This window comes from Streptococcus oralis (genome assembly GCF_019929365.1).
Classification (GTDB): Bacteria; Bacillota; Bacilli; order Lactobacillales; family Streptococcaceae; genus Streptococcus; species Streptococcus oralis_BT.
On record NZ_JAHZPH010000002.1, the window covers coordinates 110,654 to 127,517 of the forward strand.

Sequence of the window (16,864 nt, forward strand, 5' to 3'; positions counted from 1 at the left end):
TTTCGAATAATAAAAATGAGACCTGTAGAATTTTTCTAAGGTCTTCTTTTTATGAGTGTTAGGATTTACTTTTAATAACTTTTTAGTTATAATTTAATTGAAAAGAGGTTGCTTGGTGCATACGATTTACTTCTATAAGGACAAAAATGGAAATGAGCCAGTCTTGGATTATATGAGAGAATTGGCTAGTCAGAAAAGTAAGGATAGCCGCATCAAACTGAATAAACTAAACGACTATATTGAGTTGCTTAGTCAGCATGGGACTAGAGCAGGTGAACCCTATATCAAACATTTGGAAGATGAGATTTGGAAGCTTAGACCTCTTAGGGATAGGATATTATTTGTGGCTTGGCTTGGTGGGAGTTTCGTTCTCTTGCATCATTTTGTCAAAAAGACTCAGAAAACTCCTAGGAGAGAAATTGAAAAAGCCAAGCGTGAACTGAAGGACATAAAAGAAAGAGGGTTAAGTGATGAAGAATAGTGCCATTGGAAGTAATTGGAAGGATGTCCGCTCTGAACTCTTTACCAAGGAGGAAATCCTTGAAAGTGATGTTCGAGTGGCTATCATGAGTGAGTTGATTGAGGCTAGGCATGAACAAGGAATCAGTCAGAAAAAGCTAGAGGAACTCAGTGGAGTGAGCCAGCCTGTTATAGCTAGGATGGAGACAGGAAAGACTAGTCCTCAGTTGGATACGGTCTTGAAAGTCTTAGCCAGTTTAGGAAAGACACTAGCAGTCGTCCCACTTGAACAGGAAAAAAGTTGATTAAACCAACCTATAGTCTTTTCTAACAACAAGCCATAGTCACTTATAAGAATTACTAATAAAACGTTTGAGCATTCCAACTAAAATACAGCCACAAAACAAGCTATACAAAGGATTTGAGACACTGGTCTCAAGTCCTTTTCTTTTGTTTAAAAGAGAGATATAGTTTCAAACTATATCAAAGCCTAATTATTTACAATTATACAGACAGTTTCTTTTCTGTTAAGATAGTTTCAACAACAAATTTTGGAGGACACATCATGTCAACTACGATCATCGGTTTCCCTCGTTTGGGCGAATTCCGCGAATTAAAATTTACAACTGAAAAATACTTTAGAAAAGAAATCTCAGAAGAAGAACTCTTGGCTGCGGCTAAAGAGTTGCGTGCAAAACACTGGAACATTGTCAAAGAAAAAGGCATCACTGAAATCCCATCAAATGACTTTTCTCACTATGACAACTTCTTAGATGCAGCCTTCCTCTTCAACGTGGTTCCTGCTTCTGTTCAAAACTTAGACTTGTCTGACCTTGAGCGTTACTTTGCTTTGGGTCGTGGTTACCAAGGAGAGAAAGGGGACGTGCGTGCCCTTCCGATGAAGAAATGGTTCAACACCAACTACCACTACATCGTACCTAAATTTGAAAAAGACACTCAAGTAAAATTGGCTGGTCACAAGATCTTTGATGAGTTCCAAGAAGCCAAAGAACTTGGTCTCAACACTCGTCCTGTCCTTGTAGGTCCATTCACTTTCCTTCAATTATCAGACTTTGAAGAAGGCGTGAAAGCAGAAGACTTCGTAGATAGCTTAGTAGCTGCTTACCAAGAAGTTTTTGCAAAATTGGCTGAACTTGGTGCGACTCGCATCCAGTTGGACGAAGCTGCTCTTGTAAAAGATTTGACTGCCGAAGAAAAAGCTCTCTTCTTGAACCTCTACAACAAACTCTTGGCTGACAAAAAAGGTCTTGAAGTATTGCTTCAAACTTACTTTGGTGATGTTCGTGACGTTTACGCTGATCTTGTGAACTTGCCAGTAGATGCCATTGGTCTTGACTTCGTTGAAGGTAAGAAAACTCTTGACCTTGTGAAAGGTGGTTTCCCAGCTGACAAGACTCTTTATGCGGGTATTGTCAATGGTAAGAACATCTGGCGCAATAATTACGAAAAGAGCTTGGCTGTTCTTGAGCAAATCCCAGCTGAAAACATTGTCTTGACAAGCTCATGCTCACTTCTTCATGTGCCATTTACAACTGCTAACGAAGAGTTTGAACCAGCTATCTTGAACCACTTTGCTTTTGCAGTTGAAAAATTGGAAGAACTTCGTGACTTGGATGCTATCCGCAATGGTCAAGGTGCAGAAGCACTTGCAGCTAACAAAGAACTCTTTGCGACTGAACGTGTTGGTGAAAATGCAGAACTTCGTGCGCGTATCGCTGGCTTGACAGATGCAGACTACACTCGTTTACCAGCCTTTGCAGAACGTGAAGCCATCCAAGAAGAAGCCTTTAAACTTCCAGCTCTTCCAACAACAACTATCGGTTCATTCCCTCAAACTAAGGAAGTTCGTGCCAAACGTTTGGCCTTCCGTAAGGGTGAATTGTCACAAGAAGAGTACGACGCTTTCCTTGCTGAAACCATCGACGAATGGATCAAATGGCAAGAAGAAGTTGGATTTGACGTGCTTGTACACGGTGAGTTCGAGCGTAACGACATGGTTGAGTACTTCGGTCAAAACTTGTCAGGTTACCTCTTCTCTAAGAATGGTTGGGTACAATCTTACGGTATGCGTGGGGTGAAACCACCAATCATCTGGGGTGATGTCACTCGTCTCAACCCAATCACTGTCAAATGGTCTAGCTACGCACAAAGCCGTACTGACAAGCCTGTCAAAGGTATGTTGACAGGACCTGTTACCATCCTTAACTGGTCATTCCCACGTGAAGACATCTCTATCAAGGACTCAACTCTTCAAATCGCTCTTGCCATCAAGGATGAAGTTCTTGACCTTGAAGCTGCAGGTGTGAAGATCATCCAAATCGACGAGGCTGCTCTCCGTGAGAAATTGCCACTCCGTCGTAGCGACTGGTATGAAGACTACCTTGACTGGGCTATTCCAGCCTTCCGCTTGGTACACTCTACAGTAGCGCCAGACACTCAAATCCACACTCACATGTGTTACTCAGAATTTACAGATATCATCCCAGCTATCGACAACATGGATGCGGACGTTATTTCCTTTGAAGCAAGCCGTTCAAACCTTGAAATCTTGGATGAACTCAAAGCGAAAAACTTCCAAACAGAAGTGGGACCTGGGGTTTACGATATCCACTCTCCTCGTGTGCCAAACGAAGGCGAAATCGACCACACTATCGAAGCTATCCTTGCCAAAGTTCCAAGCAAGAAAGTTTGGATCAACCCTGACTGTGGTTTGAAAACACGTGGTATTCCAGAAACAAAAGAAAGCTTGATCCGCCTTGTCGAAGCAGCTAAAGCTGCGCGTGAGAAATTGTAAGATAGGATTTCTCTCTTGACACTGACTGTTCAAGGAACTGCTTGGCCCTAGCTGGCTCAGCAATAATGAAATCAAAAAGAAAAGGATAATGACTATGTCACGCCAAACGCCGTCACTTTCATTTGAAGTGTTCCCTCCAAACCCAGCAGTGGGTAATGATAAAATTATTTCAGCCTTGCAGGATATGCGGGAGCTGACACCACACTTTATCAGTGTGACTGCTAGCAATAATAAATTTAATATCAAGGAAACAACGGTTCGTTTGGCTGACTTTATCCAGAATGACTTGGCGATTCCAACCATTGCTCACCTACCAGCTATCTATCTGACTAAGGAGAAGGTTGCAGAGACACTTGCGGACTTGGACAAGGTTGGTGTGCGAAAAATCTTGGCTCTACGTGGGGACATCATTCCTGATGTGGAACCGCAAAAGGATTTCCGCTACGCAACGGATTTGATCGAGTTCATCAAGGAACAAGCCCCTCACTTTGATATTGTTGGCGCTTGCTACCCAGAGGGGCACCCTGACTCGCCAAACCAAATCTCAGATATTCAAAATCTCAAGAAGAAAGTAGATGCAGGCTGTTCAAGTCTCGTAACTCAACTTTTCTTTGACAATGAGCGTTTCTATGATTTTCAAGATAAGTGTACCTTGGCAGGGATTGATGTTCCCATTCATGCGGGAATCATGCCTATTCTTAACCGTAACCAAGCGCTTCGTCTCTTGAAAACGTGTGAGAATATCCACCTTCCACGTAAATTTAAAGCCATCTTAGACAAGTATGAGCATGACCCTGAGTCGCTCAGAGCAGCAGGACTTGCCTACGCAGTGGATCAAATCGTGGACTTGGTCACTCAGGATGTCGCAGGTGTGCATTTGTACACCATGAACAATGCTGAAACAGCGAAATACATCCACCAAGCAACCCATGCCTTGTTTAATCATCAGTCTTTAGGGTAATAAAAAGCAAACCATTCTTCTCAAGCGAGGGGGATGGTTCCTTTTTAATAGAAAAGCCCGCACTTTTTAAGAAAAATATGATAAAATAGACTCTGTACGTACTTGATACAAAGATGAGGGTATAAAAAGATTTTTAGCAATTTAAATCTAACAAAAATAGACAGATGCTAGAGAATATTATTCTTGGATATTTCAAAGTATCTAGATAGTTGAACACGGGCTAAATCCCTAGTGAAAAAGATAGATTTCTCAGTGTGCATCGCACACTGCATCAATCTATGCTATCATGAGTAATTGAACCCGACCGAAAAGCTGTGTAAAAAAGATAAACTGTCTTGTCTTCATCGAAGACTTCGTCAGCTTCCTATTTTTACTTTGCTTTTGACGTCCTTAGTATCTTGATCTTTGTAGGCAAGGCGTATAATTTCATCAATCCAAAGGGGATTAAAATGACAAAACAAGTGTTTCAAACGACTTTTGCGGGTCGTGAGTTAATCGTAGAGATTGGTCAGGTTGCTAAGCAAGCAAATGGCTCTGTTGTCGTGCGTTACGGTGAGTCAACTGTCTTGACTGCGGCCGTTATGTCTAAGAAAATGGCAACTGGGGATTTCTTCCCACTCCAAGTCAACTATGAAGAAAAAATGTATGCGGCTGGGAAGTTTCCTGGTGGCTTTATGAAACGTGAAGGACGTCCATCAACAGATGCGACTTTGACAGCGCGTTTGATTGACCGTCCAATCCGTCCTATGTTTGCGGAAGGTTTCCGTAACGAAGTGCAAGTAATCAACACAGTGCTCTCTTATGATGAAAATGCCTCTGCTCCAATGGCGGCTATGTTTGGCTCATCTTTAGCGCTTTCTATCTCAGACATTCCATTTGACGGACCAATCGCTGGGGTACAAGTGGGCTATGTAGACGGTGAAATCATCATCAACCCTACTCAAGAACAGGCAGAGCAATCGCTTCTTGAATTGACAGTAGCTGGGACCAAACACGCTATCAACATGGTTGAGTCTGGTGCCAAAGAATTGTCAGAAGAAATCATGTTGGAAGCCCTTCTCAAAGGGCACGAAGCAGTTAAAGAATTGATTGCCTTCCAAGAAGAAATCGTAGCAGCAGTAGGTAAAGAAAAAGCAGAAGTAGAATTGCTTCATGTAGATGCTGACTTGCAAGCTGAAATCATCGCAGCTTACAACAGTGATCTCCAAAAAGCGGTCCAAGTAGAAGAAAAATTGGCGCGTGAAGCTGCAACTCAAGCAGTTAAAGACCAAGTGACTGCTGTTTACGAAGAAAAATATGCAGACCACGAAGAATGTGACCGCATCATGCGTGATGTGGCTGAAATCTTGGAACAAATGGAACACGCTGAAGTGCGCCGTTTGATTACAGAAGACAAGGTTCGTCCTGACGGTCGTAAGGTCGATGAAATCCGTCCTTTGGATGCGGTTGTTGACTTCCTTCCTCGTGTACATGGTTCTGGCCTTTTCACTCGTGGACAAACTCAAGCTCTTTCAGTTTTGACCTTGGCTCCGATGGGAGAAACTCAAATCATCGATGGTTTGGATCCAGAGTACAAGAAACGCTTTATGCACCACTATAACTTCCCTCAATACTCTGTAGGGGAAACAGGTCGTTATGGTGCGCCTGGTCGTCGTGAAATCGGTCACGGTGCTCTTGGTGAGCGTGCCCTTGCTCAAGTCTTGCCTAGTTTGGAAGAATTTCCATACGCGATTCGCTTGGTAGCAGAGGTCTTGGAATCAAACGGTTCATCTTCTCAAGCCTCTATCTGTGCGGGAACGCTTGCCCTTATGGCTGGTGGTGTGCCAATCAAGGCGCCAGTAGCTGGTATTGCCATGGGTCTCATCTCAGATGGAAATAACTATACAGTATTGACAGATATCCAAGGATTGGAAGACCACTTTGGAGACATGGACTTTAAGGTAGCAGGTACTCGTGACGGGATTACAGCCCTTCAAATGGATATCAAGATCCAAGGAATTACTGCAGAAATCTTGACTGAAGCCCTTGCTCAAGCCAAGAAAGCGCGTTTTGAAATTCTTGATGTGATTGAAGCAACTATTCCAGAAGTTCGTCCAGAATTGGCTCCAACTGCACCGAAAATTGATACCATCAAGATTGATGTGGACAAGATTAAGATTGTCATCGGTAAAGGTGGAGAAACCATTGACAAGATCATCGCTGAAACAGGTGTTAAGATTGATATCGACGAAGAAGGAAATGTGTCTATCTACTCTAGCGACCAAGATGCCATTAACCGTACCAAAGAAATCATTGCTGGTTTGGTTCGTGAAGCCAAAGTGGATGAAGTTTACCATGCTAAGGTTGTTCGTATCGAGAAATTCGGTGCCTTTGTTAACCTCTTTGATAAGACAGATGCACTTGTGCACATTTCTGAAATGGCTTGGACTCGTACTAACCGTGTAGAAGACTTGGTAGCTATCGGTGATGAAGTCGATGTTAAGGTTATCAAGATTGATGAAAAAGGCCGTATCGATGCCTCTATGAAAGCTCTTCTTCCTCGTCCTCCAAAACCTGAGCATGATGAAAAAGGCGAAAAGTCTGAGCGACCTCACCGTCCACGTCATCACAAGGACCACAAACCTAAGAAAGAATTCACAGATACGCCAAAAGATTCAGAATAAGAAAAGGAGAAATGTATGGGATGGTGGCGCGAAACCATTGATATTGTAAAAGAAAATGATCCAGCGGCACGCAACAGTTTGGAAGTTTTGCTGACTTATCCAGGTGTCAAGGCCTTAGCTGCCCACCGTCTCTCGCATTTTCTCTGGAAGCACGGCTTTAAACTCCTGGCTCGGATGCATAGTCAGTTTTGGCGCTTTTGGACCCAGATTGAGATTCATCCGGGTGCTCAGATAGAATCAGGTGTCTTTATCGACCATGGTTCTGGCTTGGTGATTGGAGAGACGGCGATTGTTGAAAAAGGCGTTCTTCTCTATCACGGAGTGACTCTTGGTGGGACTGGTAAGGATGTTGGCAAACGCCATCCGACTGTGCGTAAAGGAGCTCTCATATCAGCCCATGCCCAAGTCATCGGACCGGTAGAAATCGGTGAAAATGCCAAAGTCGGTGCTGCTGCAGTAGTCGTGGCAGACGTACCTAGTGATGTGACAGTTGTCGGTATTCCAGCTAAGATTGTTCGCGTTCATGGACAGAAGGATGAACCAACGATCCATGAAGTTGAAGAAAAACGAGAGTACTACGTCAATAAACTAGAGCAGGCTAAAGAAGCCAGTCACAGATCGTCGGGGTTGTAGAGGATACCTATATGATTCAAGCAAGAAACAAGTTGAGCCAAGAAGAGTTATTTGAAGCGAAAAAACTAATTGACTGTTGCCAAGCCTATGATGGAACTTATCGTGATCCCTATCTTTCTAACATGCTTAATTTTGACCCAAACATGCCCGCCTTTTTCCTTTATTATGAAAAAGGCGAACTTGTTGGTCTCTTAACTGTCTATGCCGATGACCAAGATGTGGAAGTGACGATACTGGTTCATCCAAATCATCGCCGTCAGGGAATTGCGCGTGCTTTGTTTACGAGTTTTGAGAAAGAAACGGCTTCTTTCCCTATTCATTCAGTTACTTTTCAGACAGAACGTGTTTTTCTAGAACGTCATCCTGATTTTGTCAATAACTGGGGACTGGTCGAGGATAAAGAGACGGAAACCTGGTTAGGTAAGGATAGAAGACCTTATCAGTTAGTAACTGTTTCTAATCTTGAAGTTTTGTTAGCAGATAGTTCGTATCAGGAGCAAATTAGCCAGTTAAAATTTCAGGCATTTTCAGAGGAGCATGAATTGAGAGAAGTTGTGGATAGATATGTCGCCGAAGCTCTGAAGGATCCAGAAAGTCGTCTATATATTTTATTAAAGGACGGTCAGGTTATTGGGACTTGTACGGTAGATTTATCGACTAATACGAATTACCTCTACGGTTTAGCAATATCAGAACTTGAATGTGGCAAAGGCTACGGAAGCTATTTAGCAAAATCCCTAGTCAACCAACTGATTGAGCAAAATGATAAGGAATTTCAGATTGCAGTAGAAGACAGCAACGTAGGTGCCAAGAGCTTGTATGAAAAAATCGGCTTTGTCAAACAGACACAGGTAGTTTATCTGAATGAGAAGGAGTAGAAAAATGCTATTAGAAGAATTCGAAAATGTACCTGCTGTTATCGAACCAACTGATCGAAGTATTCGTGATGGTGGAGAAATCTGTGACACGATTATTTTATCTTTTAATGGAGAAATCGTTGAACGAGTAAAGCAGTTTGAAGATGTTTATGAAGGTGGCTATTTAACCAATCTAAATGGTAGATTTCCATGGTATATCTATGAAAAAGATGGGAGTAAGGTAGCAGTTGCTATAGCTACGATTGGAGCCCCGGTGATTGTCGGACTCTTAGAAGAACTCAAAGCAAGAGGATTTAAGAACTTTATTGTTTTGGGTTCTTGCGGAGTTCTAGATCAGTCTATTCAGGCAGATAAAATTATCCTGCCAGCGACTGCTTTGCGAGATGAAGGCACTAGCTACCACTATGCCCCACTGGGTGATGAAGTCGCTTATGACGAGTCTCTGTTAGTTAAGCTTGAAGCTATCTTTGACAAGTACGATATTGAGCATATCCGCACCAAGTCCTGGACCACAGATGCTTTCTATCGAGAAACGCCTGATAAGGTCAAGCGTCGCTTGGCTGCTGGAGCCAAAGTGGTGGACATGGAAGCTTCAGCTATCATGGCTTGGAGTCAATTCCGCAAGAGCAAGGTCTATCAATTCTTCTACACAGCTGACTATGTGGATCATCATAACCGAACCTGGGATGCCCGCCATGAAGAGCGGACAGCTGATGCCATGACTTTTTTCACTATCGCTTTGACAATAGCAAAGGAACTAGAAAGGTAACTACAAGAATGGCAGTATATTTTTACGGCTGTATCACCATGGATGGCTACTTGGCAGACAGCCAGCACAGGATAGACTGGCTGCATCAGCTTGGTTCTGTAGAGGATACAGGCTATGATGACTTTTACAGGCAAATGGATATCACCATCATGGGCAAGCGGACCTTTGAGGAAATTCAGGATTTGCAAGATGTAGAAAGTTTTTATCAAGCTACGGAAAACTATGTCTTTACGCATGATAGACACCTGCCTGTCAGCAATTACCAGCCAGTAGCTGGGGATGTGGTGGATTTTGTTCACCAGATTGACAAAGGCAAAAATGTCTTTGTGATTGGTGGTAATTCCTTGGTAGGACCGCTCTTGGATGCGGATCTTTTCGACCACCTCATTATTCAGATAGCGCCCCTTATCCTAGGAAAGGGGGTTCCCCTCTTTACCCAAGAGGAAGGGCAGCGCTTTTACCAACTGGATAGCCTCAGACAATTTGGCCCTTTTGCAGAGCTGGTTTTCAGCCGAAAAAGTCAAAAATAGAGAAGGGAGTGGACCGCATGATTAAAATTTACGACACCATGTCTCGTGATTTGCGAGAATTTGTCCCAATCGAAGAAGGAAAGGTTCGCATGTATGTCTGTGGGCCAACGGTATACAACTATATCCACGTTGGGAATGCCCGTTCGACGGTGGCTTTTGATACCATTCGTCGTTATTTCGAATACCGTGGCTACGAAGTTGCCTATATTTCCAATTTTACAGACGTAGATGATAAGATTATCAACCGTGCCAAGGAAGAAGGCATCACGCCTCAAGAGGTTGCGGACAAGTACATCGCTGCCTTTCGTGAGGATGTGACGGCCTTGGGTGTGAAACCTGCGACTCGCCATCCGCGTGTAGTGGAGTTTATGGATGACATCATTCGTTTTGTCGCTGACTTGATTGAAAAAGGTTATGCTTACGAGAGTCAAGGGGATGTCTATTTCCGTGTAGAAAAATCCCATAACTATGCTAAGTTGGCTAATAAAACCTTGGAAGATTTGGAGCTGGGTGCTTCAGGTCGTACCGATGAAGAAACAGCTCGCAAGGAAAATCCTGTAGACTTTGCTCTATGGAAAACAGCTAAAACAGGTGAGATTTCTTGGGACAGTCCTTGGGGAGCAGGCCGTCCGGGCTGGCATATCGAGTGTTCGGTCATGTCAACAGAGATTTTGGGCGATACCATTGATATCCACGGTGGTGGAGCTGATCTGGAGTTTCCGCATCACACCAATGAAATTGCCCAGTCAGAAGCAAAAACAGGCAAGACTTTCGCCAACTACTGGATGCACAATGGCTTTGTCAATATCGACAATGTTAAGATGTCTAAATCCTTGGGGAATTTCATCACAGTCCATGATGCCCTCAAAACCATTGATGGCCAAGTGCTACGTTTCTTCTTTGCGACTCAACACTACCGTAAACCAATCAACTTTACCGAAAAAGCAGTGCATGACGCCGAGACTAATCTCAAGTATCTAAAGAACACCTACGAGCAACCATTTTCTGGAACTGTAGATACTCAAGAGTTACAGGACTTTAAAGATAAGTTTGTAGCCACTATGGATGAGGATTTCAACTCCGCAAACGGTATCACAGTTGTCTTTGAAATGGCCAAGTGGATCAACTCAGGCAACTATGATGCAAATGTTAAGCAAGCTCTTGCGGCTATGTTAGAGGTCTTTGGGATTGTCTTTGTTGAGGAAGTTTTGGATGCAGACATTGAAGCCTTGATTCAAAAACGTCAAGAAGCGCGTGCGAATCGTGACTTTGCGACAGCGGACCAAATCCGTGACCAATTGGCGGCTCAAGGAATTAAGCTCCTTGACACCAAGGATGGAGTGAGGTGGACTCGTGATTGATGTCAATCTTATTAATGGGATTGCGCTAGCTTTTGAGGGAGATGCGGTTTATTCCATGTATATTCGTCGCCACCTCATCCTCAAAGGCATGACCAAGCCCAATAAACTCCACCAAGAGGCGACTAAGTATGTATCTGCCAAGGCTCAAGCTCACTTGATTGCCCTCATGTTGGAAGAGCAAGTCCTGACGGAAAAAGAAGAAGAAATCTACAAACGTGGCCGCAATACCAATAGCCACACAAAGGCTAAAAATGCAGATGTGGTGACTTACCGCATGTCTACAGGTTTTGAAGCAGTGATGGGCTATCTCCATCTGACTGAAAATGTGGAGCGTCTAGAGACCCTAATTTCTTGGTGCATCCAAAAAGTGGAGGGCTAGAATATGATTGCAAAGGAATTACAAGACTGGTTTCCTGAAGCTCAGATTTCAGATCAGCCAGTAGAGAAACCAGGCTATCTTACTCTCCCTTTAGCTTCTCAGCAGTGGATTTTACTGGAGGAAGCTGGGCTCAGCGAGCGTGAAAAGCAGCTGGTTGCCCTTTTGACCCAGCAGGAGCAGGCTCGTTCACTTAATCCTTGGTTTTCTTATCTGATAGAGGGTAAGGGGCAGGCACCGCAAACTTTTAAAAAAATTCAGCTGGTTTATTGCCATCTTTCCTATTTCCAACAGGAAAATCTATCCTCTTGGCTAGATATGATGCAAACTCTTTTTCCCAACTGCCAAACAGTGCTACAGGTCGGTGCTCAGGATTATGTATTTGTTCTTCAACAAGATAAGTACAACTCTGTCCGCTCGATTTTATCCGATATGATTGAAGCGGTTGAGTATGACTTTGGACTTCGTCTGTCTATCATGTTAGGCCAGGTGTGGTCTCAGACAGGTCCTCAAGCCCTATCAGACTTAATCAAAGCAGAGCGGGACTTGTTTAAGGCTTGGTGGCGTCAGGGTCACCAAGGTGTTCATACCTTTTCACAGCTCTATCTTTGGAGTATGGGAAAAAGACTTGTGGACCTGAGAGTCATTAAAGAATGCTTGCATCAGATGATTTTGGATCAGGATCAGATTCAGGAAATCATTCTCTCCCTTTGGGAAAATAGTGCCGTTCTCACTAAAACAGCCCAGCAACTCTATCTGCACCGCAACTCTCTCCAATACAAGATTGACAAATGGGAAGAATTGACAGGACTTCAGTTGAAGGAGTTGACGGATCTCACCCTTTGTTATCAGTTGATTTTACCAGATTTTCTTTAAAGTTTTGTGCAAGTTGCACAGAACTTTTTAATTTTTTTGGTCACCTTGCCATAGAAATGTAAAGCGTTTTCATCTATAATGAAACTATCAAAATACAAAAGGAGTTCACCTCGATGGTAGAATTAAATCTTAAAAATATTTACAAAAAATATCCAAACAGCGAACACTACTCAGTTGAAGACTTTAACTTGGATATCAAAGACAAGGAATTTATCGTTTTCGTAGGTCCTTCAGGGTGTGGTAAATCAACAACTCTTCGTATGATTGCTGGTCTTGAAGATATCACAGAAGGTACTGCATCTATCGATGGCGTGGTTGTCAACGACGTAGCTCCAAAAGACCGTGACATCGCCATGGTATTCCAAAACTACGCTCTTTACCCACACATGACTGTATATGACAACATGGCTTTCGGTTTGAAATTGCGTAAATACAGCAAGGAAGATATCGACAAACGTGTGCAAGAAGCAGCAGCAATCCTTGGTTTGAAAGAATTTTTGGATCGTAAACCTGCTGACCTTTCAGGTGGTCAACGTCAACGTGTTGCCATGGGTCGTGCAATCGTCCGTGATGCAAAAGTATTCTTGATGGACGAACCTTTGTCAAACTTGGATGCCAAACTTCGTGTATCGATGCGTGCTGAAATTGCGAAAATCCACCGTCGTATCGGAGCTACAACTATTTACGTAACTCACGACCAAACAGAAGCGATGACACTTGCAGATCGTATCGTTATCATGTCAGCAACTAAGAACCCTGCTGGTACAGGTACTATCGGACGTGTTGAACAAATCGGTACCCCTCAAGAAGTTTACAAAAACCCAGTTAACAAGTTCGTTGCAGGATTCATCGGAAGCCCAGCTATGAACTTTATCAATGTGAAATTGGTTGGTAGCGAAATTGTTTCTGACGGTTTCCGCTTGAAAGTGCCAGAAGGTGCTTTGAAAGTTCTTCGTGACAAAGGCTACGAAGGAAAAGAGTTGATCTTCGGTATCCGTCCAGAAGATGTGAATGCAGAACCTGCTTTCCTTGAAACATTCCCAGAATCAGTTGTCAAAGCTACTATTTCCGTATCAGAATTGCTTGGTTCAGAATCTCACCTTTACTGCCAAGTTGGTAAAGATGAATTTGTTGCGAAAGTGGATGCTCGTGACTACTTGCAAACAGGTGCAACAGTTGAACTCGGATTTGACTTGAACAAAGCACACTTCTTCGACGTAGAAACTGAAAAAACAGTTTACTAAGATAAATAAAATAACAAAGCACTGTAGAGTCTCTCTTGCAGTGTTTTTCTTTTAATTGCTTAGGCTAGGCATGAAAACAGGCTTTTCTAGTTTTAATATTCTTAAAAAAGTGATAAAATGGTAGGAAGAATTGGAGAGAATAAATGCCGAAAGAAGTGAATTTGACGGGCGATGAGGTTGTCGCTTTAACGAGAGAGTATTTAACAAAGGAAGACGTTGCTTTTGTACAAAAAGCATTGATTTACGCAGTTGATTGTCACAGTGGGCAGTTTCGCAAATCAGGTGAGCCCTATATTATCCATCCCATTCAGGTAGCAGGAATTCTAGCTAAGCTCAAGCTGGATGCCGTAACAGTTGCCTGTGGTTTTTTGCATGACGTGGTTGAGGACACAGAGGCGACATTGGATGATTTAGAGCAAGAGTTTGGTCATGATGTTCGCATTATTGTTGATGGAGTGACTAAGCTTGGTAAGGTTGAGTACAAATCGATTGAAGAGCAATTAGCGGAAAATCACCGCAAGATGCTCATGGCCATGTCTGAGGATATCCGCGTTATCTTGGTCAAACTTTCTGACCGCTTGCATAATATGAGAACGCTTAACCACCTACGAAAGGACAAACAGGAACGCATTTCCAGAGAAACCATGGAAATCTATGCACCACTTGCTCATCGTCTGGGAATTTCCAGCGTCAAGTGGGAGTTGGAAGACTTGTCCTTCCGATATCTCAATCCAACTGAGTTTTACAAGATCACTCATATGATGAAGGAAAAACGCAGAGAGCGTGAGGCTTTGGTCGATGAAGTCGTGACAAAGTTAGAGGACTACACTTCCGAACGCAATCTAAAAGGGAAAATCTATGGCCGTCCCAAGCATATCTACTCTATCTATCGCAAGATGCAGGATAAGAAGAAACGCTTTGAGGAGATTTATGACCTGATTGCCATTCGCTGTATCTTAGATACCCAGAGTGATGTTTACGCCATGTTGGGTTATGTGCATGAGCTGTGGAAACCCATGCCAGGTCGCTTCAAAGACTATATCGCTAACCGCAAGGCCAACGGTTACCAGTCTATCCATACGACCGTCTATGGACCAAAAGGGCCGATTGAATTCCAGATTCGTACCAAAGAAATGCACGAAGTTGCTGAGTACGGGGTTGCGGCTCACTGGGCTTATAAGAAAGGAATCAAAGGTCAGGTCAACAGCAAAGAGTCTGCGATTGGTATGAACTGGATCAAGGAAATGATGGAATTACAAGACCAGGCTGACGATGCCAAGGAATTTGTCGAGTCTGTTAAGGAAGAGTATCTGGCGGAGGAGATTTACGTCTTTACTCCAGATGGTGCAGTTCGCTCCCTTCCAAAAGATTCAGGCCCGATTGATTTTGCCTATGAAATCCATACCAAAGTCGGTGAAAAAGCAACTGGTGCTAAGGTCAATGGCCGTATGGTTCCTCTGACAACCAAGCTCAAAACTGGGGATCAGGTCGAAATTGTAACCAACCCCAATTCTTTTGGCCCGAGTCGTGATTGGCTCAACATGGTTAAGACCAGCAAGGCACGTAACAAGATTCGTCAGTTCTTTAAAAACCAAGACAAGGAATTGTCTGTTAATAAGGGACGCGAACTGCTGATTAATCAGCTCCAAGAAAATGGCTATGTGGCCAATAAATTCATGGACAAGCGTCACATGGACCAAGTCCTTCAAAAGACCAGCTACAAGACAGAAGACTCCCTCTTTGCTGCTATCGGTTTTGGAGAAATCAGTGCTATTACCGTCTTTAACCGTCTGACTGAAAAGGAACGCCGTGAGGAGGAACGTGCCAAAGCTAGGGCTGAGGCTGATGAATTAGTTAAGGGTGGCGAGGTTAAGGTTGAGAATAAGGAGAAGCTCAAGGTCAAGCATGAGGGCGGTGTGGTAATCGAAGGCGCCTCAGGTCTCTTGGTTCGGATTGCCAAGTGTTGCAATCCAGTGCCGGGTGACAACATTGTTGGCTACATCACCAAGGGGCGTGGTGTGGCCATTCACCGTGTGGACTGTATGAACCTTCGCGCCCAAGAAAACTACGAGCAACGTCTCCTTGATGTGGAATGGGAAGATCAATTCTCAAGCAAGGAATATATTGCCCACATCGATATCTACGGCCTCAACCGTACAGGTCTCTTAAATGATGTTTTACAAGTTCTTTCCAACACGACCAAGAATATCTCAACCGTTAATGCCCAACCAACTAAGGATATGAAATTTGCCAATATCCATGTCTCCTTTGGCATCTCAAACCTCTCAACTCTAACGACAGTAGTTGATAAGATTAAAAGTGTGCCAGAAGTCTACTCTGTCAAACGAACCAATGGCTAAGATCTAGAAAGGATTTTTATGAAAATCGTAGTTCAACGAGTTAAGAAAGCTCAAGTGAGCATTGAAAGTCAGGTTCAGGGGCAGATAGATCAAGGTTTACTGTTATTAGTCGGTGTTGGGCCAGATGACCAAGAGGAAGATCTGGACTATGCTGTAAGAAAGCTTGTCAATATGCGGATTTTTTCAGATGCAGAAGGCAAGATGAATCTGTCTGTTAAGGATATTGAGGGCGCAATTCTTTCTATTTCTCAGTTTACCCTCTTTGCAGATACTAAGAAGGGGAATCGTCCAGCCTTTACAGGTGCAGCTAAGCCGGATATGGCAGCTGCCTTCTATGAGGCTTTCAACCAAAAGCTAGCTCAGGAAGTGCCTGTTCAGACAGGCATCTTTGGAGCGGATATGCAGGTGGAGCTGGTAAATGATGGGCCAGTTACCATTATCCTTGATACTAAAAATAGATAAGAAAACCAAGCCAGTCGGCTTGGTTTTTGTTTATAGACACTTCCAGAAAGAGATATGTTTGTCGTAAAAGTCTGGATAGTTTTCTCTTATGTGGCTAGCCATTATATAATAAAAAGTAGAATGACAAGAAGTAACGATTGGCATAAGAGAGGAAAATCGCTGAGAACTAGTGAAGGCTAAAAGGACAAATAATAGAAAGTCAATGGTGAGAACCCCTAAATAGTAGAAGCGAATCTTTTTACTAATCTGAGGATAAATCTCAGCGAATTGATTTTTGAGTCGGTTGACCAAGCGAAATAGCAGTAATCCCTGAGCAAGGATGAAAATAAAGCCAGAGAGTAGCATCCACTCTACAGAGGGATCGGTTTTGGAGATAAAAATTGCTAGTAGTAGCAAATCACTGAGTGCAATGGTTGCAAAATGGATTCTAAAGAGCTTTTTCATAAGATGACCTCCCTCTTTTCTCTAACTTCATTC

General features: G+C 43.2%; 16 protein-coding genes. 15 read left to right on the forward strand and 1 reads right to left on the reverse strand.

The genetic code is table 11. The annotated features are described in order from the left end of the window. The first annotated feature begins 115 nt into the window (after positions 1-115). The 15 genes from K1I53_RS04120 to dtd all read left to right on the forward strand — a co-directional run bounded on the left by K1I53_RS04120 (position 116) and on the right by dtd (position 16,387). Positions 116-481 carry a type II toxin-antitoxin system RelE/ParE family toxin gene (locus K1I53_RS04120; RefSeq protein ID WP_223328501.1) on the forward strand — a complete coding sequence of 122 codons (366 nt, stop codon included), beginning with the start codon at positions 116-118 and terminating at the stop codon, positions 479-481. Beyond that, a complete protein-coding gene (locus K1I53_RS04125) occupies positions 471-764 on the forward strand; it encodes a helix-turn-helix domain-containing protein (RefSeq protein WP_223328502.1) in 294 nt (97 codons plus the stop codon). The genes K1I53_RS04120 and K1I53_RS04125 overlap by 11 nt, the downstream gene beginning before the upstream one ends. A 260-nt stretch (positions 765-1,024) precedes the next feature. Then, positions 1,025-3,274 (forward strand): 5-methyltetrahydropteroyltriglutamate--homocysteine S-methyltransferase, encoded by a 2,250-nt coding sequence (gene metE, locus K1I53_RS04130; protein ID WP_223328503.1) that lies wholly within the window; start codon positions 1,025-1,027, stop codon positions 3,272-3,274. Positions 3,275-3,368: 94 nt separating this feature from the next. Beyond that, a complete protein-coding gene (metF, locus tag K1I53_RS04135; protein WP_049479138.1) occupies positions 3,369-4,235 on the forward strand; it encodes a methylenetetrahydrofolate reductase [NAD(P)H] in 867 nt (288 codons plus the stop codon). 449 nt (positions 4,236-4,684) lie between these two features. Beyond that, the gene (pnp, locus tag K1I53_RS04140) at positions 4,685-6,898 is read left to right on the forward strand and encodes a polyribonucleotide nucleotidyltransferase (protein WP_223328504.1); all 2,214 of its coding nucleotides are present in this window, start codon (positions 4,685-4,687) and stop codon (positions 6,896-6,898) included. A 15-nt stretch (positions 6,899-6,913) separates the two neighbouring features. Continuing rightward, positions 6,914-7,531, forward strand: a complete 618-nt coding sequence (cysE, locus tag K1I53_RS04145) for a serine O-acetyltransferase (protein ID WP_070535748.1) — start codon at positions 6,914-6,916, stop codon at positions 7,529-7,531. Between the two features lie 11 nt (positions 7,532-7,542). Next, positions 7,543-8,409 carry a GNAT family N-acetyltransferase gene (locus K1I53_RS04150; protein WP_223328505.1) on the forward strand — a complete coding sequence of 289 codons (867 nt, stop codon included), beginning with the start codon at positions 7,543-7,545 and terminating at the stop codon, positions 8,407-8,409. Positions 8,410-8,413: 4 nt separating this feature from the next. Beyond that, positions 8,414-9,178, forward strand: a complete 765-nt coding sequence (locus K1I53_RS04155) for a nucleoside phosphorylase (protein ID WP_223328506.1) — start codon at positions 8,414-8,416, stop codon at positions 9,176-9,178. A gap of 8 nt (positions 9,179-9,186) precedes the next feature. Then, positions 9,187-9,708, forward strand: coding sequence for a dihydrofolate reductase family protein (locus tag K1I53_RS04160; protein ID WP_000301974.1), 522 nt, complete (start codon positions 9,187-9,189; stop codon positions 9,706-9,708). A gap of 17 nt (positions 9,709-9,725) precedes the next feature. Further along, the gene (gene cysS, locus K1I53_RS04165) at positions 9,726-11,069 is read left to right on the forward strand and encodes a cysteine--tRNA ligase (protein WP_223328507.1); all 1,344 of its coding nucleotides are present in this window, start codon (positions 9,726-9,728) and stop codon (positions 11,067-11,069) included. After that, positions 11,062-11,448 carry a Mini-ribonuclease 3 gene (locus K1I53_RS04170; RefSeq protein WP_223328508.1) on the forward strand — a complete coding sequence of 129 codons (387 nt, stop codon included), beginning with the start codon at positions 11,062-11,064 and terminating at the stop codon, positions 11,446-11,448. Before cysS ends, K1I53_RS04170 begins: the two co-directional genes overlap by 8 nt. 3 nt (positions 11,449-11,451) lie before the next feature. Beyond that, positions 11,452-12,321, forward strand: coding sequence for a helix-turn-helix domain-containing protein (locus K1I53_RS04175; RefSeq protein ID WP_223328509.1), 870 nt, complete (start codon positions 11,452-11,454; stop codon positions 12,319-12,321). A gap of 113 nt (positions 12,322-12,434) precedes the next feature. Continuing rightward, positions 12,435-13,565, forward strand: coding sequence for an ABC transporter ATP-binding protein (locus tag K1I53_RS04180; RefSeq protein WP_000229944.1), 1,131 nt, complete (start codon positions 12,435-12,437; stop codon positions 13,563-13,565). 143 nt (positions 13,566-13,708) lie between these two features. Further along, complete coding sequence (locus K1I53_RS04185; RefSeq protein WP_223328510.1) at positions 13,709-15,925, forward strand: RelA/SpoT family protein; 2,217 nt, start codon at positions 13,709-13,711, stop codon at positions 15,923-15,925. 18 nt (positions 15,926-15,943) lie between these two features. After that, positions 15,944-16,387 (forward strand): D-aminoacyl-tRNA deacylase, encoded by a 444-nt coding sequence (gene dtd / locus K1I53_RS04190; protein ID WP_223328511.1) that lies wholly within the window; start codon positions 15,944-15,946, stop codon positions 16,385-16,387. A gap of 30 nt (positions 16,388-16,417) precedes the next feature. Here the strand turns inward: dtd and K1I53_RS04195 are convergent, their stop codons facing one another. After that, complete coding sequence (locus tag K1I53_RS04195; protein WP_223328512.1) at positions 16,418-16,831, reverse strand: hypothetical protein; 414 nt, start codon at positions 16,829-16,831, stop codon at positions 16,418-16,420. Positions 16,832-16,864 lie beyond the last annotated feature (33 nt).

Bases quoted from the DNA above. Each gene is read 5' to 3' on its own strand.
- K1I53_RS04185 (WP_223328510.1), top strand. From the start codon at position 13,709: ATGCCGAAAGAAGTGAATTTGACGGGCGATGAGGTTGTCGCTTTAACG.
- pnp (WP_223328504.1), top strand. From the start codon at position 4,685: ATGACAAAACAAGTGTTTCAAACGACTTTTGCGGGTCGTGAGTTAATC.
- K1I53_RS04125 (WP_223328502.1), top strand. From the start codon at position 471: ATGAAGAATAGTGCCATTGGAAGTAATTGGAAGGATGTCCGCTCTGAA.
- metE (WP_223328503.1), top strand. From the start codon at position 1,025: ATGTCAACTACGATCATCGGTTTCCCTCGTTTGGGCGAATTCCGCGAA.
- metF (WP_049479138.1), top strand. From the start codon at position 3,369: ATGTCACGCCAAACGCCGTCACTTTCATTTGAAGTGTTCCCTCCAAAC.
- K1I53_RS04160 (WP_000301974.1), top strand. From the start codon at position 9,187: ATGGCAGTATATTTTTACGGCTGTATCACCATGGATGGCTACTTGGCA.
- cysE (WP_070535748.1), top strand. From the start codon at position 6,914: ATGGGATGGTGGCGCGAAACCATTGATATTGTAAAAGAAAATGATCCA.
- K1I53_RS04150 (WP_223328505.1), top strand. From the start codon at position 7,543: ATGATTCAAGCAAGAAACAAGTTGAGCCAAGAAGAGTTATTTGAAGCG.
- K1I53_RS04180 (WP_000229944.1), top strand. From the start codon at position 12,435: ATGGTAGAATTAAATCTTAAAAATATTTACAAAAAATATCCAAACAGC.
- cysS (WP_223328507.1), top strand. From the start codon at position 9,726: ATGATTAAAATTTACGACACCATGTCTCGTGATTTGCGAGAATTTGTC.
- K1I53_RS04195 (WP_223328512.1), bottom strand. From the start codon at position 16,831: ATGAAAAAGCTCTTTAGAATCCATTTTGCAACCATTGCACTCAGTGAT.
- K1I53_RS04175 (WP_223328509.1), top strand. From the start codon at position 11,452: ATGATTGCAAAGGAATTACAAGACTGGTTTCCTGAAGCTCAGATTTCA.
- dtd (WP_223328511.1), top strand. From the start codon at position 15,944: ATGAAAATCGTAGTTCAACGAGTTAAGAAAGCTCAAGTGAGCATTGAA.
- K1I53_RS04155 (WP_223328506.1), top strand. From the start codon at position 8,414: ATGCTATTAGAAGAATTCGAAAATGTACCTGCTGTTATCGAACCAACT.